The organism is Sediminibacterium soli, assembly GCF_009939225.1.
GTDB lineage: Bacteria > Bacteroidota > Bacteroidia > Chitinophagales > Chitinophagaceae > Sediminibacterium > Sediminibacterium soli.
This window is the reverse complement of the sequence record NZ_JAACJR010000009.1, coordinates 127,664-148,960: the sequence shown is the minus strand read 5'-3', so window position 1 is coordinate 148,960 and position 21,297 is coordinate 127,664. Positions and strand designations below refer to the sequence as shown.

The 21,297-nt window shown below is 50.5% G+C and carries 18 protein-coding genes; 13 read left to right on the top strand and 5 right to left on the bottom strand.

Features of this window, described 5'->3' with window-relative positions:
* Position 1: 1 nt before the first annotated feature.
* From GWC94_RS15335 to GWC94_RS15290, 10 genes are all read left to right on the top strand, one after another.
* Positions 2-1,465: a UDP-N-acetylmuramoyl-L-alanyl-D-glutamate--2,6-diaminopimelate ligase gene (locus GWC94_RS15335; RefSeq protein WP_161836019.1), complete on the top strand. Its 1,464-nt coding sequence runs from the start codon at positions 2-4 to the stop codon at positions 1,463-1,465.
* A gap of 11 nt (positions 1,466-1,476) precedes the next feature.
* Positions 1,477-2,787, top strand: coding sequence for a phospho-N-acetylmuramoyl-pentapeptide-transferase (gene mraY, locus GWC94_RS15330; RefSeq protein ID WP_161836017.1), 1,311 nt, complete (start codon positions 1,477-1,479; stop codon positions 2,785-2,787).
* Between the two features lie 20 nt (positions 2,788-2,807).
* Entirely contained in the window at positions 2,808-4,148 is a 1,341-nt protein-coding gene (gene murD / locus GWC94_RS15325; protein ID WP_161836015.1) for a UDP-N-acetylmuramoyl-L-alanine--D-glutamate ligase, read from the top strand.
* A 76-nt stretch (positions 4,149-4,224) separates the two neighbouring features.
* Positions 4,225-5,553, top strand: coding sequence for an FtsW/RodA/SpoVE family cell cycle protein (locus GWC94_RS15320; RefSeq protein WP_161836013.1), 1,329 nt, complete (start codon positions 4,225-4,227; stop codon positions 5,551-5,553).
* Complete coding sequence (murG, locus tag GWC94_RS15315) at positions 5,550-6,674, top strand: undecaprenyldiphospho-muramoylpentapeptide beta-N-acetylglucosaminyltransferase (RefSeq protein ID WP_161836011.1); 1,125 nt, start codon at positions 5,550-5,552, stop codon at positions 6,672-6,674. Before GWC94_RS15320 ends, murG begins: the two co-directional genes overlap by 4 nt.
* The gene (murC, locus tag GWC94_RS15310) at positions 6,667-8,028 is read left to right on the top strand and encodes a UDP-N-acetylmuramate--L-alanine ligase (protein ID WP_161836009.1); all 1,362 of its coding nucleotides are present in this window, start codon (positions 6,667-6,669) and stop codon (positions 8,026-8,028) included. Before murG ends, murC begins: the two co-directional genes overlap by 8 nt.
* A gap of 2 nt (positions 8,029-8,030) precedes the next feature.
* Positions 8,031-9,137: a cell division protein FtsQ/DivIB gene (locus GWC94_RS15305; RefSeq protein ID WP_161836007.1), complete on the top strand. Its 1,107-nt coding sequence runs from the start codon at positions 8,031-8,033 to the stop codon at positions 9,135-9,137.
* Between the two features lie 127 nt (positions 9,138-9,264).
* The gene (gene ftsA, locus GWC94_RS15300; RefSeq protein WP_161836005.1) at positions 9,265-10,635 is read left to right on the top strand and encodes a cell division protein FtsA; all 1,371 of its coding nucleotides are present in this window, start codon (positions 9,265-9,267) and stop codon (positions 10,633-10,635) included.
* 74 nt (positions 10,636-10,709) lie between these two features.
* A complete protein-coding gene (ftsZ, locus tag GWC94_RS15295) occupies positions 10,710-12,590 on the top strand; it encodes a cell division protein FtsZ (protein WP_161836003.1) in 1,881 nt (626 codons plus the stop codon).
* A gap of 124 nt (positions 12,591-12,714) precedes the next feature.
* On the top strand, positions 12,715-13,638 hold the full coding sequence (locus tag GWC94_RS15290; RefSeq protein ID WP_161836001.1) for a TIGR01777 family oxidoreductase: 924 nt from the start codon (positions 12,715-12,717) through the stop codon (positions 13,636-13,638).
* Positions 13,639-13,696: 58 nt separating this feature from the next.
* On the opposite strand, the gene GWC94_RS15285 is transcribed toward GWC94_RS15290, so the two are convergent.
* From GWC94_RS15285 to GWC94_RS15275, 3 genes are all read right to left on the bottom strand, one after another.
* On the bottom strand, positions 13,697-14,509 hold the full coding sequence (locus tag GWC94_RS15285) for an ABC transporter permease (RefSeq protein ID WP_161835999.1): 813 nt from the start codon (positions 14,507-14,509) through the stop codon (positions 13,697-13,699).
* Positions 14,510-14,524: 15 nt separating this feature from the next.
* Positions 14,525-15,421 carry an ABC transporter ATP-binding protein gene (locus GWC94_RS15280; protein ID WP_161835997.1) on the bottom strand — a complete coding sequence of 299 codons (897 nt, stop codon included), beginning with the start codon at positions 15,419-15,421 and terminating at the stop codon, positions 14,525-14,527.
* A gap of 221 nt (positions 15,422-15,642) precedes the next feature.
* Positions 15,643-18,018: a 3-hydroxyacyl-CoA dehydrogenase/enoyl-CoA hydratase family protein gene (locus GWC94_RS15275; RefSeq protein ID WP_161835995.1), complete on the bottom strand. Its 2,376-nt coding sequence runs from the start codon at positions 18,016-18,018 to the stop codon at positions 15,643-15,645.
* A 288-nt stretch (positions 18,019-18,306) separates the two neighbouring features.
* On the opposite strand from GWC94_RS15275, the gene gatC reads away from it, so the two are divergent.
* From gatC to GWC94_RS15260, 3 genes are all read left to right on the top strand, one after another.
* Positions 18,307-18,597, top strand: a complete 291-nt coding sequence (gatC, locus tag GWC94_RS15270) for an Asp-tRNA(Asn)/Glu-tRNA(Gln) amidotransferase subunit GatC (RefSeq protein WP_161835993.1) — start codon at positions 18,307-18,309, stop codon at positions 18,595-18,597.
* Positions 18,598-18,628: 31 nt separating this feature from the next.
* On the top strand, positions 18,629-19,351 hold the full coding sequence (locus GWC94_RS15265) for an ABC transporter ATP-binding protein (protein ID WP_202628841.1): 723 nt from the start codon (positions 18,629-18,631) through the stop codon (positions 19,349-19,351).
* A gap of 130 nt (positions 19,352-19,481) precedes the next feature.
* On the top strand, positions 19,482-20,045 hold the full coding sequence (locus tag GWC94_RS15260) for a cob(I)yrinic acid a,c-diamide adenosyltransferase (protein ID WP_161835991.1): 564 nt from the start codon (positions 19,482-19,484) through the stop codon (positions 20,043-20,045).
* Here GWC94_RS15260 and GWC94_RS15255 read toward each other — a convergent pair.
* Positions 20,042-20,551 carry a DUF4199 domain-containing protein gene (locus GWC94_RS15255; RefSeq protein ID WP_161835989.1) on the bottom strand — a complete coding sequence of 170 codons (510 nt, stop codon included), beginning with the start codon at positions 20,549-20,551 and terminating at the stop codon, positions 20,042-20,044. The genes GWC94_RS15260 and GWC94_RS15255 overlap by 4 nt on opposite strands.
* Before the next feature lie 83 nt (positions 20,552-20,634).
* On the bottom strand, positions 20,635-21,285 hold the full coding sequence (locus GWC94_RS15250; RefSeq protein WP_161835987.1) for an ABC transporter ATP-binding protein: 651 nt from the start codon (positions 21,283-21,285) through the stop codon (positions 20,635-20,637).
* Positions 21,286-21,297 lie beyond the last annotated feature (12 nt).

The window sequence follows — 21,297 nt, the reverse complement described above, 5'->3', positions numbered from 1 at the left end:
CATGAGAAAACTGCAGGATATCGTATACAAAGTGCACCTGAAGCAGGTGACGGGCAATACCGGCATTCCAGTGTCTTCCATTGAGATCGACTCGAGAAAAGTGCAGCAGGGTGCTGTTTTTGTCGCCATACGCGGTGTGCAGTCAGACGGGCACCATTTTATTGACAGGGCGATTTCACTTGGTGCCAGCGCGATCGTGTGCGAGGAGATGCCGGCCACTCTTTCGGAACATGTGGTTTACCTGCTCGTAAACAATACGCATGAAGCGGTTGCCTGTATGGCGCATAATTTTTATGATGAGCCTTCACACAAGGTAAAACTCGTGGGTGTAACCGGAACAAACGGCAAGACCACGATCGCCACCGTGTTATTCAAATTGTTTACGCAGCTGGGGTATACCTGCGGGCTGGTAAGCACCGTGCAGAACCAGATTGCAGGCAAGATCATCCCCGCCACACATACCACGCCCGACGCAGTAAGCCTGAATGCCCTGCTTGCGCAGATGGCCACCGAGGGTTGCACGCATGTATTTATGGAATGCAGCAGTCATGCCATTCACCAGCACCGCATCACGGGTCTCCGGTTTACAGGGGGAATATTCAGCAATATCACGCACGATCACCTGGATTACCATAAAACGTTTGAAGAGTATATACGTGTCAAAAAGTCCTTCTTTGACCATCTGTCTTCCGATGCGTTCGCCGTTTCCAACGCAGACGATAAGCGCGGGGAAGTGATGCTGCAGAACACGGCTGCCAAAAAATATTATTACGGCCTGAAATCGCCTGCCTCATTCAAGGGAAAAATACTGGAGAATGCGCTTACCGGGCTGATCATGCTGGTGAACGAAAAAGAAGTGCATTTCCGGTTGATAGGTGAGTTCAATGCGTATAACCTGCTGGCGGTGTACGGCGCTGCGGTTTGTCTTGGCGAAGAAAGCGATACGGTGCTTACAGCTTTAAGTCTTCTAAGCGGAGCGGAGGGGAGGTTCGACTATATCATCAGCAGCGAGATGATCATCGGTATCGTTGACTATGCACATACGCCCGATGCATTGGAGAATGTACTGATGACCATCAAAAAACTGCGTAAGGGGCATGAACAGGTGATCACCGTGGTGGGCTGCGGCGGCGACCGCGATAGAACCAAGCGGCCGATCATGGGACAAACCGCCTGCGACCTGAGCGATAAAGTCATTTTTACCAGCGACAATCCCCGTTCGGAAGAGCCGGAAGCGATTCTGCAGGATATGGAGCGGGGACTTACCAGCGCCGCCAAGCGAAAATACATTTCGATCACAGACAGAAGGGAAGCTATCCGGACGGCGATATCGATGGCCAATAAGGAAGATATCATCCTGGTTGCCGGAAAAGGTCACGAGAAATACCAGGACATCAAAGGGGTGAAATTTCATTTTGACGATAAGGAAGTGTTGCAGGAAATGTTTGAACAGTTAAAAAAATAATACAACCCAACATGCTTTACTATTTGTTCAACTGGCTAAACAAGGAATTCCACGTACCTGGCGCGGGACTCTTCCAGTTCCTGACATTCCGTATTGCGATGGCCGTGATACTGTCATTGGTGATCGCCACGGTGTATGGTAAACGCATCATCCTTTTCCTGAAAAGAAAACAGATAGGTGAAACGGTGAGGGAGCTGGGATTGCAGGGCGAAACCCAGAAAAAAGGAACCCCCACCATGGGAGGTATCATCATACTGCTCAGTATACTGATACCAACCCTTCTCTTTGCCAATCTTGACAAAGTATATATCCGCCTGATGGTGCTTTGCACCGTATGGCTGGGCCTGATCGGTTTCTTTGATGATCTTTTTAAAATACGCGCAAGAAAAGCGGCCCAGGCAAAAGGGGAAGCCTATAAGAAGAAAGACAGCGATGGACTGGCGGGGGTTTCAAAAATTATCGGGCAGATCGGTCTCAGTATTATTATTGGCGTAACGCTTTATTTCAGTAATGCGGTTACGGTGGAGAGAGAAATCATTACAAGTCCTGCCGCCCAGCTGCAGCGCGGTGAACGTCTTGCAAAAGATACCAATGTGGTTGTAAGAGAGCTGAACGGCATACAGAAAAAATTCATCAAGGTAAAAACGCCGATCACAACCATCCCGTTTGTAAAGAACCACGAATTCAACTATGCAAGGCTGATTACCTGGATAGGCACCGGTGCAGAAAAGTATACCTGGGTCGTGTACATACTTATCGTGATGTTCATTGTTACCGCAGTGTCTAACGGCGCCAACCTTACCGATGGTCTCGACGGACTGGCAGCGGGCGTGAGTGCGATCATGGGCGTGGGCATCGGCGTATTTGTGTACATCAGCGGTAACTACATCTTCGCGGATTATTTCAACGTGATGTACATACCCAATCTTGGCGAGCTATCCATTTTTGTAGGTGCATTCGTAGGAGCCTGTATCGGTTTTCTCTGGTACAACGCCTATCCGGCCCAGGTATTTATGGGCGATACAGGCAGTCTTGCATTGGGTGGCATCATCGCATCGCTTGCCTTCATCGTTCGCAAGGAATTGCTGATACCGATATTCTGTGCAGTGTTTCTGGTAGAGAACCTGAGCGTAATACTGCAGGTGAGTTATTTCAAGTACACAAAGAAAAAATATGGAGAGGGAAGAAGGATATTCCTGATGAGCCCCTTGCACCATCATTACCAGAAAAAAGGATTCCATGAGAGCAAGATCGCAGTGAGGTTCTGGATCATTACGATCATCTGTCTCGTTTTATCCATGGTTACATTAAAAATAAGATAAGCGACAATTCGAAATTGACAATGAAACACAGGTTGGTCATACTCGGTTCAGGCGAAAGCGGCGTAGGCGCGGCGATACTTGCCAGTAAACAGGGCTATGAAGTGTTTGTGAGCGATGCCGGAATGCTGAAAGACAACTACAGGAAAGAGCTGGTTGATCACGGGATAGCATTTGAAGAGGGAACGCATACAATAGAAAAAATACTGAACGCGGATGAAGTGATGAAAAGTCCGGGTATTCCTGAAAAGAACGAAATGGTGAAAAAGATCCGGGCACAGAACATACCCGTGATCAGCGAGATAGAGCTGGCCTATCGTTTCAAAGGCAACAGCAGGATCGTGGCGATCACCGGCAGCAACGGTAAAAGCACGACTACGGCGCTTACCTACCATATCTGCAGAACGGCAGGACTTGATTGTGCGATGGTAGGCAATATCGGCATCTCGTTCGCAAAACAGGTGGCCCTGGATCCGAAAGAAGTGTATGTGGCAGAGATCAGCTCTTTTCAGCTGGATGATATTAAAACGTTCAGGGCGGATATAGCGGTGCTGCTGAATATAACCGAAGATCACCTGGACAGGTACGATTACAGGTTTGAGAATTATATAGACAGCAAATTCAAAGTGATACAGAACCAGACGGCGGAGGACTATTTTATTTATTGTGAAGATGATCCGGTGATCATGCAAAAACTGGCTTTACTAACCATCCATACTAACCCATTACCCTTCTCTATGAAACACGAAGTAAAAAAAGGCGGCTACATCAAAGGAGACCAGATGATGCTAAGAATCCAGGAAGAACGCGTAAGCATGAGTATCTATGACTTTGCGTTGAAAGGTAAACACAATAACTACAACACTATGGCAGCAGGAATTGCAGCGACAACGCTGGGTATCAGAAAAGAGAAGATACGGGAGGCTGTAAAGGACTTTCACAGCCTGGAACACAGGATGGAGTTCGTTGCCATGGTGCGTGGTGTGGAATTCATTAACGACAGTAAAGCCACCAATGTGAACAGCACCTGGTTTGCGCTGGAAAGTATGACCAAGCCAACGGTGCTGGTTCTCGGGGGCACGGACAAAGGGAACGACTATTCGCTGATCGCCGATCTGGTAAAGGAAAAAGTGAAGGCAGTTGTATGTATGGGTGTGGACAATAAAAAGATCATAGCCGCCTTCAAAGACATTGTGCCCACAATTGTGGAAACAGACTCTGCCAAGAAAGCCGTGAACGCTTCCTTCAAATTGTCTGAGAAAGGCGATGTGGTGCTGCTGAGCCCTTCCTGCGCCAGCTTCGACCTGTTCAAAAATTATGAAGACAGGGGCACACAATTCAAGGATGCGGTAAAAGAACTTTAGCAGGTACGGTCTGCCGGGTACGAAACAGGTATTCCCGCTTTGTGCTTTTAAACCGTACATCGTAAATCGATCGGTCATGTCTGAAATCAAAGACACCTTATTCTCACAGATACCCGGCATCAGCAATGTCAGGGGGCAGATCGTGCACAGGACCCGGGGCGATAAATATATCTGGGGTATCGTGGTGCTGTTGTCGCTGATATCGATACTGGTTGTGTACAGTGCAACGGGTACGCTGGCGTATAAGATGTACAAGGGCAATACCAATGTGTACCTGTTCAAACAGTTATCATTTTCGATCATTGGCCTGGTGCTGATCTATTTTTTGCACCGGATCAATTATACCATCTTCTCAAGGGTGGCTACGATATTGTTCCTTTTGTCGATCCCGCTTTTGCTATACACCCTTTTCTTCGGGGCAAAGATCAACGACGGAAGCCGCTGGATCAAACTTCCGATCATCAATATGACGATACAGAGCAGCGATGTGGCAAAACTGGCATTGTTTATGTACCTGTCAAGACTGCTGAGTAAGAAACAGGAAATCGTCAAGGATTTTAAAAAAGGGTTCATACCTATTGTAACACCGGTACTCATTATCTGCGCGTTGATTATGCCAGCCAACCTGTCCAATGCATTGCTTACCGGTGCCACCGCATTGCTGCTGATGTTTATCGGCCGGGTAAGCCTTAAGCACATTTTCCTGACCATCGGTGTGGCGCTGATCCCCGTTGCCATCATTGTAATGGTGGCGATGATCACGTACAACGGTCCGCAGAAGGCAGAAACGGCTAAGCCGGGCGTTGCTGAGAAAGTAAAATCATTTGGCCGCTTCGGCACATGGGTCAAAAGGGTGCAGGATTTTATCTATGCCGCAGACGCCGAAACGCCTTACCAGGTGCAGCAGGCCAAGATAGCCATTGCCAATGGAAACGTACTCGTGGGACTTGGGCCCGGCAACAGCCGCCAGCGGAATTTTCTGCCGCAGGCGTATAACGACTTTATTTATTCAATCATCATAGAAGAGTACGGGTTGCTCGGCGGGGCGTTCATGATATTCATTTACCTCGTTTTTCTTTTCAGGTGTATACGCATATTCAGACGATGTCCGTATGCATTCGGCGCATTTCTCGCATTGGGATTGAGTTTTACGCTGGTGATACAGGCCGTGGCAAATATGGCGGTGAACGTGAACCTGGTTCCCGTAACCGGTGTAACGCTGCCGCTGGTAAGTATGGGGGGCAGTTCCTTTTTATTTACCTGCTGCGCTATCGGTATCATACTGAGTGTTGCAAGAAATGTGGAACAACTGGAGGGAAAAGAACCGCCGCCATTGCCGCTTACACCCATTGCAGAACCGGTTGCGGTTGCTGCGGCACATATTCCGGAACAAAAAGTACAATGAGCACAAACGATACACATATTCACGGACAAAAAAAGCGGGTGATCATCGCAGGCGGCGGCACCGGCGGGCATATCTTCCCCGCCATAGCCATTGCCAATGCACTGAAGCAGCTGGATGCCGGTATGGATATATTGTTTGTGGGAGCGAAGGGAAAAATGGAGATGGAAAAAATACCACAGGCCGGTTATGAGATAAAAGGGCTGGATATTGCAGGATTTAACAGGAGTGCACTGTGGAAGAATGCCGGCCTGCCGTTCAAGCTTATCAAAAGTTATTTTCAGGTAAGAAAGATATTCCGCGATTTCCCGCCTGATGCGGTGGTGGGCGTGGGAGGGTATTCCACTTACCCGGTACTGCGCCTGGCACAATCGAGAAATATTCCCAGCTTCATACACGAGAGCAATTCCTTCGCCGGTAAGGCCAATACCATGCTCGGAAAAAAGGCGACGAGAATATTTGTTGCAACGGGTGGTATGGAAAAATTCTTTCCACCTGAGAAGATTGTCATAAGTGGCAATCCGGTACGAAAATCCATTGTGGAGGCCACTGTGAGCAGGGCAGAGGCTTTGTCTTTTTTTGGGCTGGATCCTTCCAGAACAACCATTCTTGCAGTGGGGGGAAGTCTTGGCGCGCGCAGCATCAATGCAGCCATTGCCTCGCATATAGATGCATTTGCGGCCGCTAACCTGCAGCTGATCTGGCAGACAGGCAAAACCACGGCTGCGGAATATATCGCCAAAGGAAAGGGACATGCCAATATATGGGTGAATGATTTTATCACAGACATGGAAAAAGCCTATGCGGCGGCAGATATTGTGGTCAGCAGGGCCGGCGCCATGGCCGTGGCTGAGGTATGCGTGGTGGCAAAACCCGCGGTATTCGTTCCGTTTCCGCTGGCGGCAGAAGATCACCAGACAGCCAATGCCATGAGCCTGGTAAATAAACAGGCTGCCCTGATCGTAAAAGACAGCGATGCAAAAAACAGCCTGGTGAAAACGGTGATCGCATTGGCGGCCGATAAAGCGGCACAGACCCAACTGCACGAAAAAATCAAACCGCTGGGCATCAGGAACGCGGATACGCTGGTTGCGGAAGAAATTTTAAAAACAGTACATGGCTAAACTGGGCGATATAAAAAACACCTACTTTATCGGCATCGGCGGCATTGGTATGAGCGCGCTGGCAAGGTATTTCCTGTCGAGAGGCATAGCGGTAAGCGGCTACGACAGAACAGAGACCCCGTTAACAAAGGAACTCTCCGCCGCCGGTATACCGATACATTACGATGAGAACACCGACCTGATACCCAAAGACGCGGACGTAGTCGTATACACACCGGCCATACCCGCGCAGCATGCGGAGCTGGCGTATTACCGGGAACACAACTATGAAGTGGTGAAACGCAGCGATGTGCTGCAATGGATCACAGAGAGCTCTTTCAATATCTGCATCGGAGGAACACATGGAAAGACCACGGTAACATCCATGACGGCCCACCTGCTCAGGCATTCGGGTTATGGCTGCAACGCATTCCTTGGCGGTATAGCGGCCAATTACCAGACGAATTTCTGGAGCAGTGAAAGAAATGTGGTGGTGGTGGAAGCGGATGAATACGACCGCAGCTTTTTGAAACTTGTTCCCGATATCGCCGTGATCACCGCTATGGATCCGGATCACCTCGATATTTACGGAACGCCGGAGGAAGTGGAGAACGCATTTGTACAGTTCTCCCGGAAAGTAAAACCCGGCGGATGCCTGATCACAAAATATGGGTTGTCCCGCCAGTCCGAGCTGCAGGCGGCGCACCAGTACACCTATAGTTATTCCGACCAACAGGCCGATGTGTACGCAGCGGAGACAACGGTAAAGAACGGCAGTTATCATTTTCACGTAATCGGCAAACAGTGGGAACTGAGGGATGTGGTGCTGCATATGGGAGGCCTGCACAATATTGAAAATTCGCTGGTGGCGATCACGGTGGGCAAGTACCTGGGCATTGAGGACGAAAAGATCAGGGCTGCGATAGCAGATTTTAAAGGCGTACACCGCCGGTTCGAATACGCGCTGAAAAGCGACCGGCATGTACTGATCGATGACTACGCGCACCATCCCGAAGAACTGAGGGCGTTGCTGAGCGGCGTAAAAAGCATTTTCCCCGACAGGAAGATCACGCTGGTTTTTCAGCCGCACCTGTTCAGCCGCACCAAAGACCTGGCGGAGCAGTTCGCCCACAGTTTGGATATGGCGGACGAAGTGTTGCTGCTGCCTATTTATCCGGCAAGGGAATTACCCATGGAAGGTGTTACAAGCGAATTATTGCTCGATAAGATGCAGAACCGCAATAAACAGGTAATAAGCAAGGAATCGATGCAGCAATGGATGAAGACAAACAAACCCGGGCTGGTTGTCATGGCCGGTGCAGGCGATATAGATGCACTGGTGCAGCCCGTTAAACAGATACTGGAACAACCCTGAACATGAAGCAGTACAACTGGCGTAAAATATTGACCAATACCGCCTGGGGCATTGTAGGTGCCGGTACCATGGTATTGCTGGGTGCCGCCATGCAGAAAAAAAGCCGTCGGCACTGCACCGATATCCGTGTGGAGATCAGCGGCGCCGAAAAGCACATGTTTATAGATGAGAAAGATGTGCTGGATATGCTGCATGTAACCGGCACGGCAACAGGAAGTGCACTCAGCACGATCAACCTCCGCTCACTGGAATCCGTGGTGGAAAGAAACCCATGGGTGAAGAACGCCGAAATGTTTCTTGATAACAACCAGGTATTGCAGATCAGGATCACCGAACGGCAGCCGGTGGCAAGGGTGTTCACCAAAGACGGGTATTCTTTTTATGTGGACAGCGCCGCATTGAGGCTTCCGTTAAGCGATAAACTGTCTGCACGCGTGCCGGCCTTCACGGGTTTTCCAACAGGCAGACCGATACTGTCCAAACCCGACAGCGCCTTACTGTACAGCGTGGTAAACATCGGACAAAACATACTGGCAGATTCATTCTGGATGGCGCAGACAGCACAGGTGGATATTACGCCGGAAGCCAAATTCGAGATCGTACCCGTTATCGGCGATCACATCATCGGCCTGGGAAACGACGGAGAGATTGCCGGCAAGCTGAATCGTTTGTATACTTTCTATAAAAAAGCCTGGCTGCAGAACGGTATCGGTACCTATGAGAAACTGGATGCGCAGTACGCAAACCAGGTGGTGGCCATCAAAAAAGGAACAACACAGGCCCGGGTTGATTCCGCAAAAGCCCAGCAGATCATGGATGCGCTGGTCAATAACCCGGTGGTGATACCTGACAGCACGAATAAAGCAACTGTTGCCATCAGGCTGCCTGTGAAAGCGGCAAAGGATTCGGTAAAAACGGTATCGAAACCGCACGCAACACCGGGATCACAGTCAGCACTACCGGTCAAATCAAAAACTGTGACAACACTAAACAATAAAACAAACAAAAAATCGTTATCGGTAAAGGCTAAATCCGGAACAGGTGCGAAAGTGGTGAAGCCGGCAACCAAACGTCAGCCGAAGGCTGTACTTAAGAAAGCGGTAAGATAGTGTAGTTGACATGGAACAACAAAACAAGAGAGGGTAAAACAATAAGATAATATTCCGGGTCCCGCAGCGGGGACCGGCAAAGCACGACACAACAACTAAAGAACCATAACAACTAAAACACAACTTTATGCATCACAGCGAAGCGCCCATTATTGTTGGTCTCGACATCGGAACTACCAAGATTGCGGCCATTGCGGGAAGGAAGAACGAATACGGCAAACTCGAGATCCTCGGTTTTGGCCGTGCCAACAGCAATGGCGTGCAGCATGGCCAGGTACTGAATATCGACCAGACCATCAAAGCGATACAGCAGGCGTTGGAGAATTGCTATGAGAGTAACCCTGATCTCGAGATCAGCGAAGTGTACGTGGGCATAGCAGGTCATCATATCAAAAGTCTGCAAACACGCGGCGATATCGTTCGCCAGGACCCGGAAACGGAGATCAAGCGGCCGGAGATCGACCAGCTGGTGAATAACCAGCGCAAGACATTTATTCCCGCGGGCGACCAGATCATCGATGTGATCCCGCAGGATTTTCATGTAGACAATATTCAGAACATCAAGGATGCCGTGGGGTACAACGGCGTGAAAGTAGGCGCCAATTTTCATATCATCACCGGCGACCGCAATGCTATCCGTAACATTAACCGCGCGGTTGAAAGAAGCGGCCTGAGCACAAAAGACCTGGTGCTGCAGCCACTGGCCTCTGCCAGCGCCGTTATGAGTGAGATCGATATGGAAGCAGGCGTGGCCATCCTCGATATCGGCGGCGGCACCAGCGACCTGGCTGTGTTTTACGAGGGAATTCTAAAACATACGGCTGTGATACCGTTTGGCGGCGAGAACATCACCAACGATATCCGCATGGGTCTGGGTGTATTGAAAAGCCAGGCCGAAGCAATGAAGGTGCAGTTCGGCAGCGCGTTGTCGGACGAGGCAAAAAGCAATGCCTTCATCACCATCCCCGGCCTGAAAGGAATGCCCGCAAAAGAGATCAGTGTAAAGAACCTGGCGGCGATCATACAGGCGAGGATGAGCGAAATACTCGATTTTGTCACTTACCACCTCAAACAGGTGGGACTCGACAGCCGCGCACTCAACGGCGGAATCATCCTTACCGGCGGCGGTTCACAGCTTAAGCACCTGATCCAGCTGACAGAATATACCACCGGGCTGAACGCGCGTATCGGTCTTCCGAACGAGCACCTGGCACCCAATCATATCGATGAGCTGAAGAAACCCATGTATTCTACCTGTATCGGACTGATATTAAAAGGCTACAGCGATTATGACCATAAATACAAGGAGTTCACGGAAAGATTCAAGAAAGTGGAAGTGCCGAGAACCCTTACGGTAGAGGCAGCAGTGCCCGTAAAAGAAGCAGTTACCATCCCCGCCTCCGTAGACGTATCGGCGCGTAAGCAGAAGTTCTGGGATAAGTTCAAAAATAACCTGATCGATCTGTTTAAAGAAGAAGAAGACCAGGTTATAAAATAAATGCTTGTTCTACACCGTTTGTAGTAGAACGACTAAACACAACTCATCCGTTCACGCATTTTAAAACACATGTTATGATCCATTTTGATCTTCCCAAACAGAAATCATCCATCATCAAGGTGCTGGGTGTAGGTGGCGGGGGAAGCAATGCCGTTAACTTCATGTTTGAACAGAATATCGAAGGCGTTGATTTCATCATCTGCAATACCGATGCGAAAGCAATTGAACAAAGTAATATCCCCAATAAGATACAGCTCGGGCCGCATCTTACACAGGGACTTGGTGCAGGCGCCAACCCCGAAGTTGGGAAAAAGGCCACGGAGGAATCGCTCGACGAGATCAGGCGTATCCTGGAAGTGAATACCAAGATGGCTTTTATTACCGTGGGTATGGGAGGCGGAACAGGCACCGGCGGTGCACCTATCATTGCGCAGATCTGCAAAGAGCTGGGTATCCTTACCGTTGGCATCGTTACCACGCCGTTTGGGTTCGAGGGCCCGCGCCGTCACCAGCAGGCAGAGCAGGGCATCAGCCAGTTAAAGCCTTATGTTGACACCTTACTGGTGATCAGCAACGACAAACTCCGTATGCAATACGGCAACCTCAAAATGAAGGAAGCATTTTCCAAAGCGGACAACGTACTGGCCACCGCGGCAAAATGCATTACCGATATCATTAACAGCCGCGGTCATATTATCGTAGACTTTGCCGATGTATGCACGGTGATGAAAAACGGCGGTGTGGCCATTCTTGGTAAGGCCGAGGTGGAAGGAGAGAACAGGGCACAGCGTGCCATTGAAGAAGCGCTGGCCTCGCCACTGCTGAACGATAACGATATCCAGGGCGCAAAATGGATACTGATCAACATCAACAGCGCAGAAGGTGAGCACGAATGCACCATGGACGAGCTCGAAACGATCAATAATTTCCTGCGCATGCAGGCCGGAGAAAACACGGATGTGATCGTGGGTATGGGATATGACCAGACGCTTGACAACAAGATCGGCATTACCCTGATTGCAACCGGTTTTGAACACAAGGACCCGTTTGCCAAACCCCTAAGTGTCAGAAAGCCCGAGCCGGCGCCCGAGAAAATCGTGATGCCGCTTACCATGGATACCCCGCAGGAACAACCGAAAATGATCGTTCCGAAACAGGAAGAACCGGCGGCTCCGGCACCTGTAATGACGGTGCAGGATTTTGTAGCACCCGAACCGGCGATGGCGCCAATGATGACAGAGGAAACAACGCAGCTGCAATCCATGCTCAGCATATTCGGTAACGACGAAGACGGCCATGCAACGCCCGAAGTGATCGTTATGGAAAAGGAACTGAGCGTGCTTAAGTTTGAGTTCGGCACAGAAACCAGTGAAGAAGTAAAAGCTGAAGCGGCTGCACCCGCCCCGGTTGTTAAAACCATCGGCGAGCAGTTGACCGAGATCAGCCTGCATGAAAAGCCTGCTGAACCTGCCCTGAACATACCGGGTCTGCTCAGCAAGCCCCGTAATATCTATGCAGAATCAGAACCTGCTATGCAGCCTGTTGCCCGGCAGGTAAAAACACCGGCTCCTCCTCCCGCACCACCCGCTCCCAAAGCGGCCGAACCGGAAGAAGAGCCCGCCATGCAGCTGGTGATGAAGGAAACACCCCAACCCAGGCCGGTGGTTTCTTTCGACGACGACATGGAACTGGATGAAGTGGAAGAACAAAAGAAACGCGCGGCGGAAAGAATACAGAAGCTGCGTAACCTCTCTTATAACATGAACAATTCAGCCGATCTGAACAACGAATTCGATGCCGTGCCAGCCTATGTGCGCCGCAACATGGAATTGTTTGGCAGTACGCTGACATCTGTAGAAAATTTCTACAGCAAATACACGGTGAGTAAAGATGACAATGATCAGACGCAAATTTCCACCATCAATACCTTCCTTGATGGCAAGAAGCCTGACTAACCCTTGCTTGCTATAAATCGAGTGTTTTAACCTGGTGATTTTAGTTGTGTCCCCCGGCGTAAGCCGGGGGTTTTGTTTTTATAACAGCAGGCAACTTTATTAGAGGTAATTTTGTTGTACAGATATGGCAACGGTACTCATAACAGGCGGCACCGGTATGATCGGTACAAGGCTTTCGGAAATGCTTACCGGTAAAGGCCACCAGGTGATCATACTTACCCGGCAGGCAAAAGGCAAAAAGCCATTGCCCCGACTGCGTTATGCGCAATGGGATACGGGCAAAGAAGCCATCGACAGCGATGCCATTGCCGCAAGCGATCATATCATTCACCTGGCTGGCGAAGGCGTGGCCGATAAGCGCTGGTCGGAGAAACGCAAGCAACAGCTGCTCGAAAGCCGTACCAGAACCAGCAGCCTGCTTGTAAAAGCGCTTGAAGAGATTCCCAATCGGGTCAGATCGGTGATCAGCGCATCTGCGATCGGTTGGTATGGTGCAGATACTGCTGGCAGCCGAAAAAAAGGATTTGACGAGAACGCAGCTGCCGATGGTCATTTTCTTGGAGAAACCTGCCGCTTATGGGAAGCAAGCATACAACCGGTTCAGCGCCTGGGTAAAAGACTGGTGATACTCAGAACAGGGATCGTGCTCAGTCCCGGCGGAGGCGCTTTGCAGGAATTTAAAAAACCGGTAAGGGCGGGTATTGCCGCCATACTGGGCGATGGGAAACAGGTGGTGAGCTGGATACACGTAGATGATCTCTGCCGCATGTATATCGCCGCCATCGAAAACGAATCGATGCATGGCCCTTATAACGCCGTGGCCCCGCATCCCGTTACCAACAAGGCGCTCACGCTGGCACTGGCGGAGCTTATGCGCGGAAAATACTTTATTCCCCTGCATATCCCGGTATTTGCACTGAAACTGATCATGGGCGAAATGAGTATCGAAGTGCTGAAAAGCGCAACGGTGAACGCAGACAAAATACAATCAACGGGATTCAGCTTTCTGCATCGGAATATCAGGGAAGCACTTCAGGCCTGTGTATAGATATCACCGGGAACCTCATATTGTTCCTGCTCTTGCAATCCCAATCCTTGTCAGGCGATTACAGATCGCGTTTCCTGTGTACCCTGAAACACAACAGCCAGATCAGCGCGGTAAGCACGATCGAATAAACCACGAACTGGGGTATCGCATGCAATACTTTGTCGTAATCTTTGTTGAACCTACCCATAAAGGCAGGGGGCGGTATCAGCCTGTCGGATATTTCGAAGGGAAGGAACCGGCCCAGGTCGTTCAGTTTGAACTGCATCCAGGTAACGGCGATGTTTTCGACCACCAGGTAATAGAAAAGGAAAATACCCAGCGATATAAAAGCCTTTTTCAATAAATACCCCAGCAGGAAGGCGATGCTTAACTGCGCGAATGTCTGTAAAAAAAACAGCGGTATATAGTACAGCTGCTCGCTCCAGCGATAACTGGTGTTGCTGTCTACATACAGTCCGAAACTCAGCGCCACCAACGAATACACAATGGTGATCACCACCGATATGATCAGTACATCGCACAGTTTGCTGGTGATGAACTGGTCCCTGCTCCAGCCATCGATGATATTCTGGCGATGCGTACGGAAAGTATATTCATTGGTGACCAGCATAATCACCAGTATAGACGGCAGCAGGATAAAGAACGAGGAGAAATAGGCAACCGAATGCCAGGTTTCGGGAAAGGTGAACGGGTTACCCAGTATCATTTTCACAATGGCGCCCACGTCTTTGCTCTGTGCAAGCGACTGTGAATAGCCGTAATAGAACATCATGTTCACACCCGGGTAGGTAAGCGATACGATGCCCAGCATCCACCAGAAAGCCGGGTACCTTTTGATCTTAAGCCATTCGATTTTTATCAGGGAAAACATTGTGCAGTGGTTTGGTTATTGGTTGGTGAGTTCGAAGAATTTGGTCTCGAGACTTTTTTTCTTAACCGTCAGCAGGTTCAGCGTAATGCCTTTTTCAAAACAGAAACGGTTCACGTCTTCCAGTTTTGCCGTGCCTACGGGGAAAAACAGCTGCAGCCTGCTGCCTTCTTTTTTGATATGGGAATAACCCGAAAGACCGCCCAGTATGGTTTCGAGCTGGCCGATATCATTGGCTGAAATTTCAACGATGTCTTCATTGGCCAGCACTTCGTCTACGCTTCCGGCCGTCAGCAGATCGCCTTTTTTCAGGATGGCTACATGGGTGCAGACTTTTTCAACCTCATCCAGCAGGTGACTGGCCATGATGATCGTTTTTCCTCTCTTGGCCAGTTCTTTGATCAGTTCACGTATTTCCGCAATACCCACGGGGTCCAGGCCGTTGGTGGGTTCATCAAATACCAGCACCTGCGGATCGCCGAGCAAGGCCGCGGCGATCGCCAGTCTTTGTTTCATGCCCAGGCTATAGGAGCTGAAGCGGCTGGTCTTGCGTTCATCCAGTTTCACGATCTTCAATACCCTTTCGATTTCTTCGGCCGAACCTCGGCCGCTGATCGCATGGGTGATATTAAGGTTATCGACAGCCGACAGGTAGTGGTAGAAATTGGGTGTTTCCAGCAGGGATCCGATGTGTTTCCTTGTCTCGGGTGATCCTTTTTTGCCAAACCAGTTAAAACTGCCGTTATCGGTTTTCAGGATATCCAGGATGATACTGAGCATGGTGGTTTTACCGCTGCCATTCGGCCCCAGTATGCCAAATACACAGCCCTGCGGTATATCCAGCGATACATTCTTCAAAGCCTGGATGGAACCGTATGATTTGGAAATACCGTTCAGGGAAAGAACAGGTTGCATATAACTGCGTTTTGATTGTCTTCCGAAGATAATCAGTTCCGCAGGATTTTTTTTCTTTTATGACGAAACGGGAGATAGCAGGGACGCAGGGGGACATGAGGCGTGAGGCGTGAAAAACGTGAGTCGGCGTGAGTTGACATGAGTTGTTGGGTAATTCCTTCCCGTTTACTCACGATAACTCACGTCAACTCACGATAAACCACCTCAATCCAGGGGTTCCCTTAATTCCTCAGGGGTTTCCCGCTTTTCAGTACGCTTTGTATTCTTTCGAGGGTTTTTTTCTCGCCGCAGAGACTGAGGAAGGCTTCGCGCTCGAGGTCCAGCAGGTATTGTTCGGTTACCAGGCTTTGTTCGCTAAGGTCGCCGCCGCACATTACATAGGCCAGTTTGCGTGCAACAAGTGCGTCGTGGTCGGTGGCATAGCCGCCGCGCCACATACCGTTGATGCCCGCATACATGGCGCCGAGTCCCATACGTCCCAGCACTTTTACATCGCTGCGCGGAACAGGGGTTACATATCCTTCGTCGTACAGGCTGATCACACTCTGTTTCGCTTCCGCAATACGGCGGTTGATGTTCATCACCGCTTCATCCCTGCCTTTGCGGAGTATGCCCATATCGAATGCTTCCTGGGCAGAAGTGGCCACTTTGGCCGTGGCAATCGAAAAGAAGCGGTTCTTGAGCGTAATGGTCTCCGGCTCGTCTTCGTGCAGTTCATCGCCGGCGCGCAGCGCAAATTCCTTACTGCCGCCGCCGCCGGGTATCAGACCCACACCCAACTCCACCAGACCGATATATGTTTCAGCGGCAGCATATACCTTGTCTGCATGCAGGTTCATTTCGCAACCGCCGCCCAGTGTCAAACCATGTGGTGCAATAACCACGGGTACGGAGGAATAACGAACACGCATCATGCTGTTCTGGAACATACGGATGGCCATATCCAGCTCATCGTATTCCTGTTCAATGGCCAGCATAAAGATCATACCTACGTTGGCGCCGGCGCTGAAGTTGGCGCTTTCATTGGCTATGACCAGCCCCTTGAATTTTTCCTCGGCAAGGCCGATGGCTTTGTTCAGTCCTTCCAGCACTTCTCCGCCGATGCTGTTCATCTTGGTGCTCCATTCAAAACCCGCAACGCCATCGCCGATATCGTATAAGCGGCAGGCGCTGTTCTTCCACACCAGTTTATCTGTATGATGGTTCAAAACAAGAAACGCCTCTGTACCGGGAACCACTTTGTAGGAGCCGGAGCCGAGGTCGTAATATTTCCGTTTACCCGCTTCCAGTGTATAAAAACCTGCTGCGCCGGAAGACAGCATCTTATCCACCCAGGGAGCCACGCTGTAGCCGGCGGCTTTCATCGCTTCCACGGTTTTTGCAACGCCCAGCACATCCCATGATTCAAATGCGCCGATCTCCCAGCCAAAACCCGCCATCATGGCATCATCCAGCCGGTACAGTTCGTCGCTGATCTCGGGTATGCGGTGCGATATATACGAGAACAGGGCATAATGGAACTGCCTGTAAAATTCGCCGGCCTTATCGGGTGCGGCGTTGAGCATGACGATGCGTTGCTTCAGGTCTTCCACGGGTTTGGCAGCATCAATACTGGCAAACCGGGGTTTGGCGCGCGGACCGTATTCGAGCGTCTGCAGGTTGAGTGTTAGTATTTCTTTACTGTCTGCCGATTTGATCTTTTTGAAAAAACCCTGTCCGGTTTTATCGCCCAGCCAGTTGCCGGCAACGATTTTATCCAGCCAGGAAGGAATGCCGAATACGGCTTTTGCTTCATCATCCGGACAATTGTCGGCCACACCTTTTGCCACTTTAACCAGGGTGTCGATGCCTACCACATCCGCCGTGCGGAAAGTGGCCGATTTAGGCCGGCCGATAACCGGTCCGGTAAGCGCATCCACCTCGTCGATGGTGAGACCAAGCTTATCCATAATATGGAAGATGCTCATAATGCTGAACACACCGATGCGGTTGGCGATAAAAGCGGGTGTGTCTTTACACAATACCGTTGTTTTACCGAGGTACACATCGCCGTAATGCATCAGGAAATCAACGACGGCGGGGTCTGTATGCGGTGTGGGAATAACCTCGAGCAGGCGCAGGTAACGCGGCGGGTTGAAGAAATGCGTTCCGCAGAAATGTTTTTTGAAATCGTCGCTCCTGCCCTCGGCCATCAGGTGAATGGGGATGCCCGACGTATTGGAAGTAACCAACGTGCCGGGTTTCCGGAATTGTTCAACCCTGGTATAGATCGCCTGTTTGATATCGAGCCGTTCCACCACCACTTCGATGATCCAGTCGCAGCCGGCGATGTCTTTCATATTGTCGTCAAAGTTGCCGGTTGTGATACGCTTTACAACCTCTTTGGTAAAAACAGGTGATGGGTTGCTTTTTACAGCAGCCTGTAAGGCCTCGTTCACCAGTTTATTCCTTTCCGCGGGTTTGGTGCTTTCTTCAGCGCCTTTAGGCACCATGTCGAGCAACAGCACCGGTACACCGATGCCTGCAAAATGACAGGCAATACGAGAACCCATTACACCACTGCCCAATACAGCCAGTTTTTTAATAGAACGGATCATATAAAAAGCTTTCGGTAAAAATAGTTAGTTATGCAACTAATTGTATCCGAAATTAGGAAAAAAGGATGAGGATTAGATGATTGCGGATCAGGGAATGATGGATTAGTGAATTAGGGATGCTGGCTATGCGATGACATCCGCTCGGAAGCTGTCTGATTGATCGGGCAACCGACTGTGCGCCGTTTATCCATCAATCCGTTAATCCGTAATCCGCTAATCCATTATCCCCCCACCCGCTGATCCGCAAAACCTCTGTCCGTTACTCGGGAAACCCTATTTTTGTCTGGTATGAAGATCGATGCAAAGATGGTGGACAGTCTGGCGCACCTGGCGAGGCTGAAATTTGACGAGGTGGAAAAAGAAGCCATCCGGGGCGACCTGGAGAAAATGGTGGCTTTTGTAGAAAAGCTCGGGGAGGTGGACACTGCCGGCGTTGCGCCCCTGCTGCATATCAGCGATGCCGTAAACGTACTGCGCGAAGATGTGGTGGCGGGATCGGTCAGCCGGGAAGAAGCGTTGCTGAATTCGCCTGAAAAAGACGGGCAGTTCTTCAAAGTGCCGAAAGTGATCAGGAAATAAACCATTCGCGGTCCAAAAGAAACCAATCATTATGAGTGTTATCATCCGTCTTGAAGATATCCGTAAGAGTTACTTTATGGGTTCGCAGGCCATCCCCGTGCTGAAAGGTATTTCGCTGGAAATATTCCGGAATGAATACGTTGCACTGATGGGCCCCTCGGGCAGCGGTAAAAGCACGTTGATGAACATCCTCGGATGCCTGGATTCTCCCACAGGCGGTAAATACATACTGAACGGGAAAGATGTAAGCAAGATGCCCGATGACGATCTTGCCGAAGTGCGCAATATCGAGATCGGTTTTGTTTTCCAGCAGTTCAACCTGCTGCCCAGGCTTACTGCCGCTGAAAACGTGGCGCTGCCCCTGATCTATGCCGGTGTGGGAAAGAAAGAGCGGCTGGAAAGGGCCATGGAAGCACTTACAAAAGTGGGGCTTGATTCACGCAGTCACCATAAATCGAACGAACTGAGCGGCGGACAGATCCAGCGGGTTGCGATTGCGCGCGCACTTGTCAATAACCCTTCGCTGCTGCTGGCGGATGAACCTACGGGCAACCTCGATACCAGAACATCTGCCGAGGTAATGGAGATATTCGGCAAAATACAGCAGGCCGGTAATACCGTGGTGCTGGTTACGCACGAAGAAGACATCGCAGCCTATGCCCACCGCGTGGTACGCCTGCGCGACGGTCTTATCGAAAGCGATAAGACGCGGGAGATGGGGGAGGTGAGACGGGAGTCGTCGGTCGTGAGTTGACGTGAGTTCTCGTGAGTTGGCATGAGTGGGTTGGTTCCAGCAGATGATGATACAGCCATTTGACAGTTCAGCCATTCAGCCATCCACCCCCGCCTGACCAATTATTCAACCAATCAGCTATTCAACCACCATGTCGCTCAAAATATATACAAAGACCGGTGACCAGGGTAAGACCTCACTGATAGGCGGAACAAAGGTTCCCAAGAGCCATATACGCATCGAGGCATATGGTACGGTTGACGAGTTGAATTCTTATATCGGCCTGGTGGCCGACCAATTGGCAGATGCGCATGCGAGGGGCATTCTGAAAGAGATACAGGACAGGCTGTTTACGATCGGCTCTTCACTGGCCTGCGACCCCGAGAAAGAACCCAAAATGAAAATGCCCGATCTCAAAGAAACGGACATTTCCCTGCTGGAGCAGGAGATCGACAGGATGAACGAGCTGCTGCCGCCCATGAAATTTTTTATCCTGCCCGGCGGTCACCCCACTGTTTCCACCACGCATATTGCACGGTGCGTATGCCGCAGGGCAGAACGCTGCTGTGTGCATATGCAGCAGCAGCAACTGTTTGTAGACCCGCTGGTGATCAAATACATCAACCGCCTGAGCGATTATCTTTTTGTACTGGCAAGGTATGCCGGCCACCTGCTGCAGGTTCCTGAAATACCCTGGAAACCCAGGGTCGGCTAAGCCTGTTGCTTCCTTTTAAAAACCAGTGATGCCACCAGGGTTATGACGCAGCCCAGCGCGAACATAAAAGCCACCAGGAATACATAGGATACCACCGACCCGCCTGTTGTGAGATCGATGTGTTTCATTCCTTCTTCCAGCTGACCGGGTGTAACCTGCGCGGCTTCGAGTCTGGCACGCTCAAATGCCATCAGGCTTGGTTTGAAGTTTTTGTTGATCACTTCGCCATAAAGTGCATACCAGAGGCAGCATCCAAGACTGTATAAAAGCGACAGCAGGGCGCCTGTCCGGAATCCCTGTCCAAAACTGAGTGAGCCCCCCTGTTGTTTTCTTTGCCGGTAAACCGCGATAAAAATGAACACATAAAAAACAATTGCAGGAACCATACGGGTATACTGGCCCGTTTCGTGGTGGGTGGTATTCCACCCCGCAACATGCTGGATCATGGTCCAGATAACGGTAAAGACAAGCGCGCAAACGGCATAGCGCACGGCAGGATGTTTCATATGGCAGTGTTTTGGTTAACCCAATATACCGAAACACCGCAACAAATACAACGGTTCGGGGAAAGCGGTATAGGGTAGGCCATTCAGACGATCCGGCCATCTTTCATGTGCAGGGTGCGGTCGCTCATGCCGGCCAGTTCTTCGTTATGGGTAACAATGAGAAAGGTCTGGTTGAATTCGGCGCGCAGTTGCACAAACAGTTGATGCAGGTCGCGCGCATTGCTGCTGTCGAGGTTGCCGGTGGGTTCGTCGGCAAAAACAATATCGGGCTGGTTGATCAGGGCCCTGGCCACGGCCACCCGCTGCTGCTCGCCGCCCGAAAGCTGCTGTGGCTTGTTTTCTGCCCGTTCCGCCAGCCCTAGCAGGGACAGTAAGGCAAGCGCCCGGCTGCCCACTTCCTTCCGGTTCCTGCCGGCGATCCACCCCGGTATGCACACGTTTTCCAGCGCGGAAAACTCGGGCAGCAGGTGGTGGAACTGGAACACAAAGCCGATATGTTCGTTACGGAAAGCAGCAAGTTTCCTGTCTTTCAGCCCGTCGATGCGCCACTCATTCAGCCAGATAGCCCCCGAATCGGCGGCGTCGAGGGTGCCCAGTATGTGCAAAAGCGTGCTTTTTCCGGCACCGGAAGAGCCGATTATGCTCACGATCTCCCCTTTTTGAACGGAAATATCCACGCCTTTCAGCACTTCCAGGTTGCCGTATTTTTTTGTAATATGTTCCGCTTTGAGCATGGCAGGATTTCT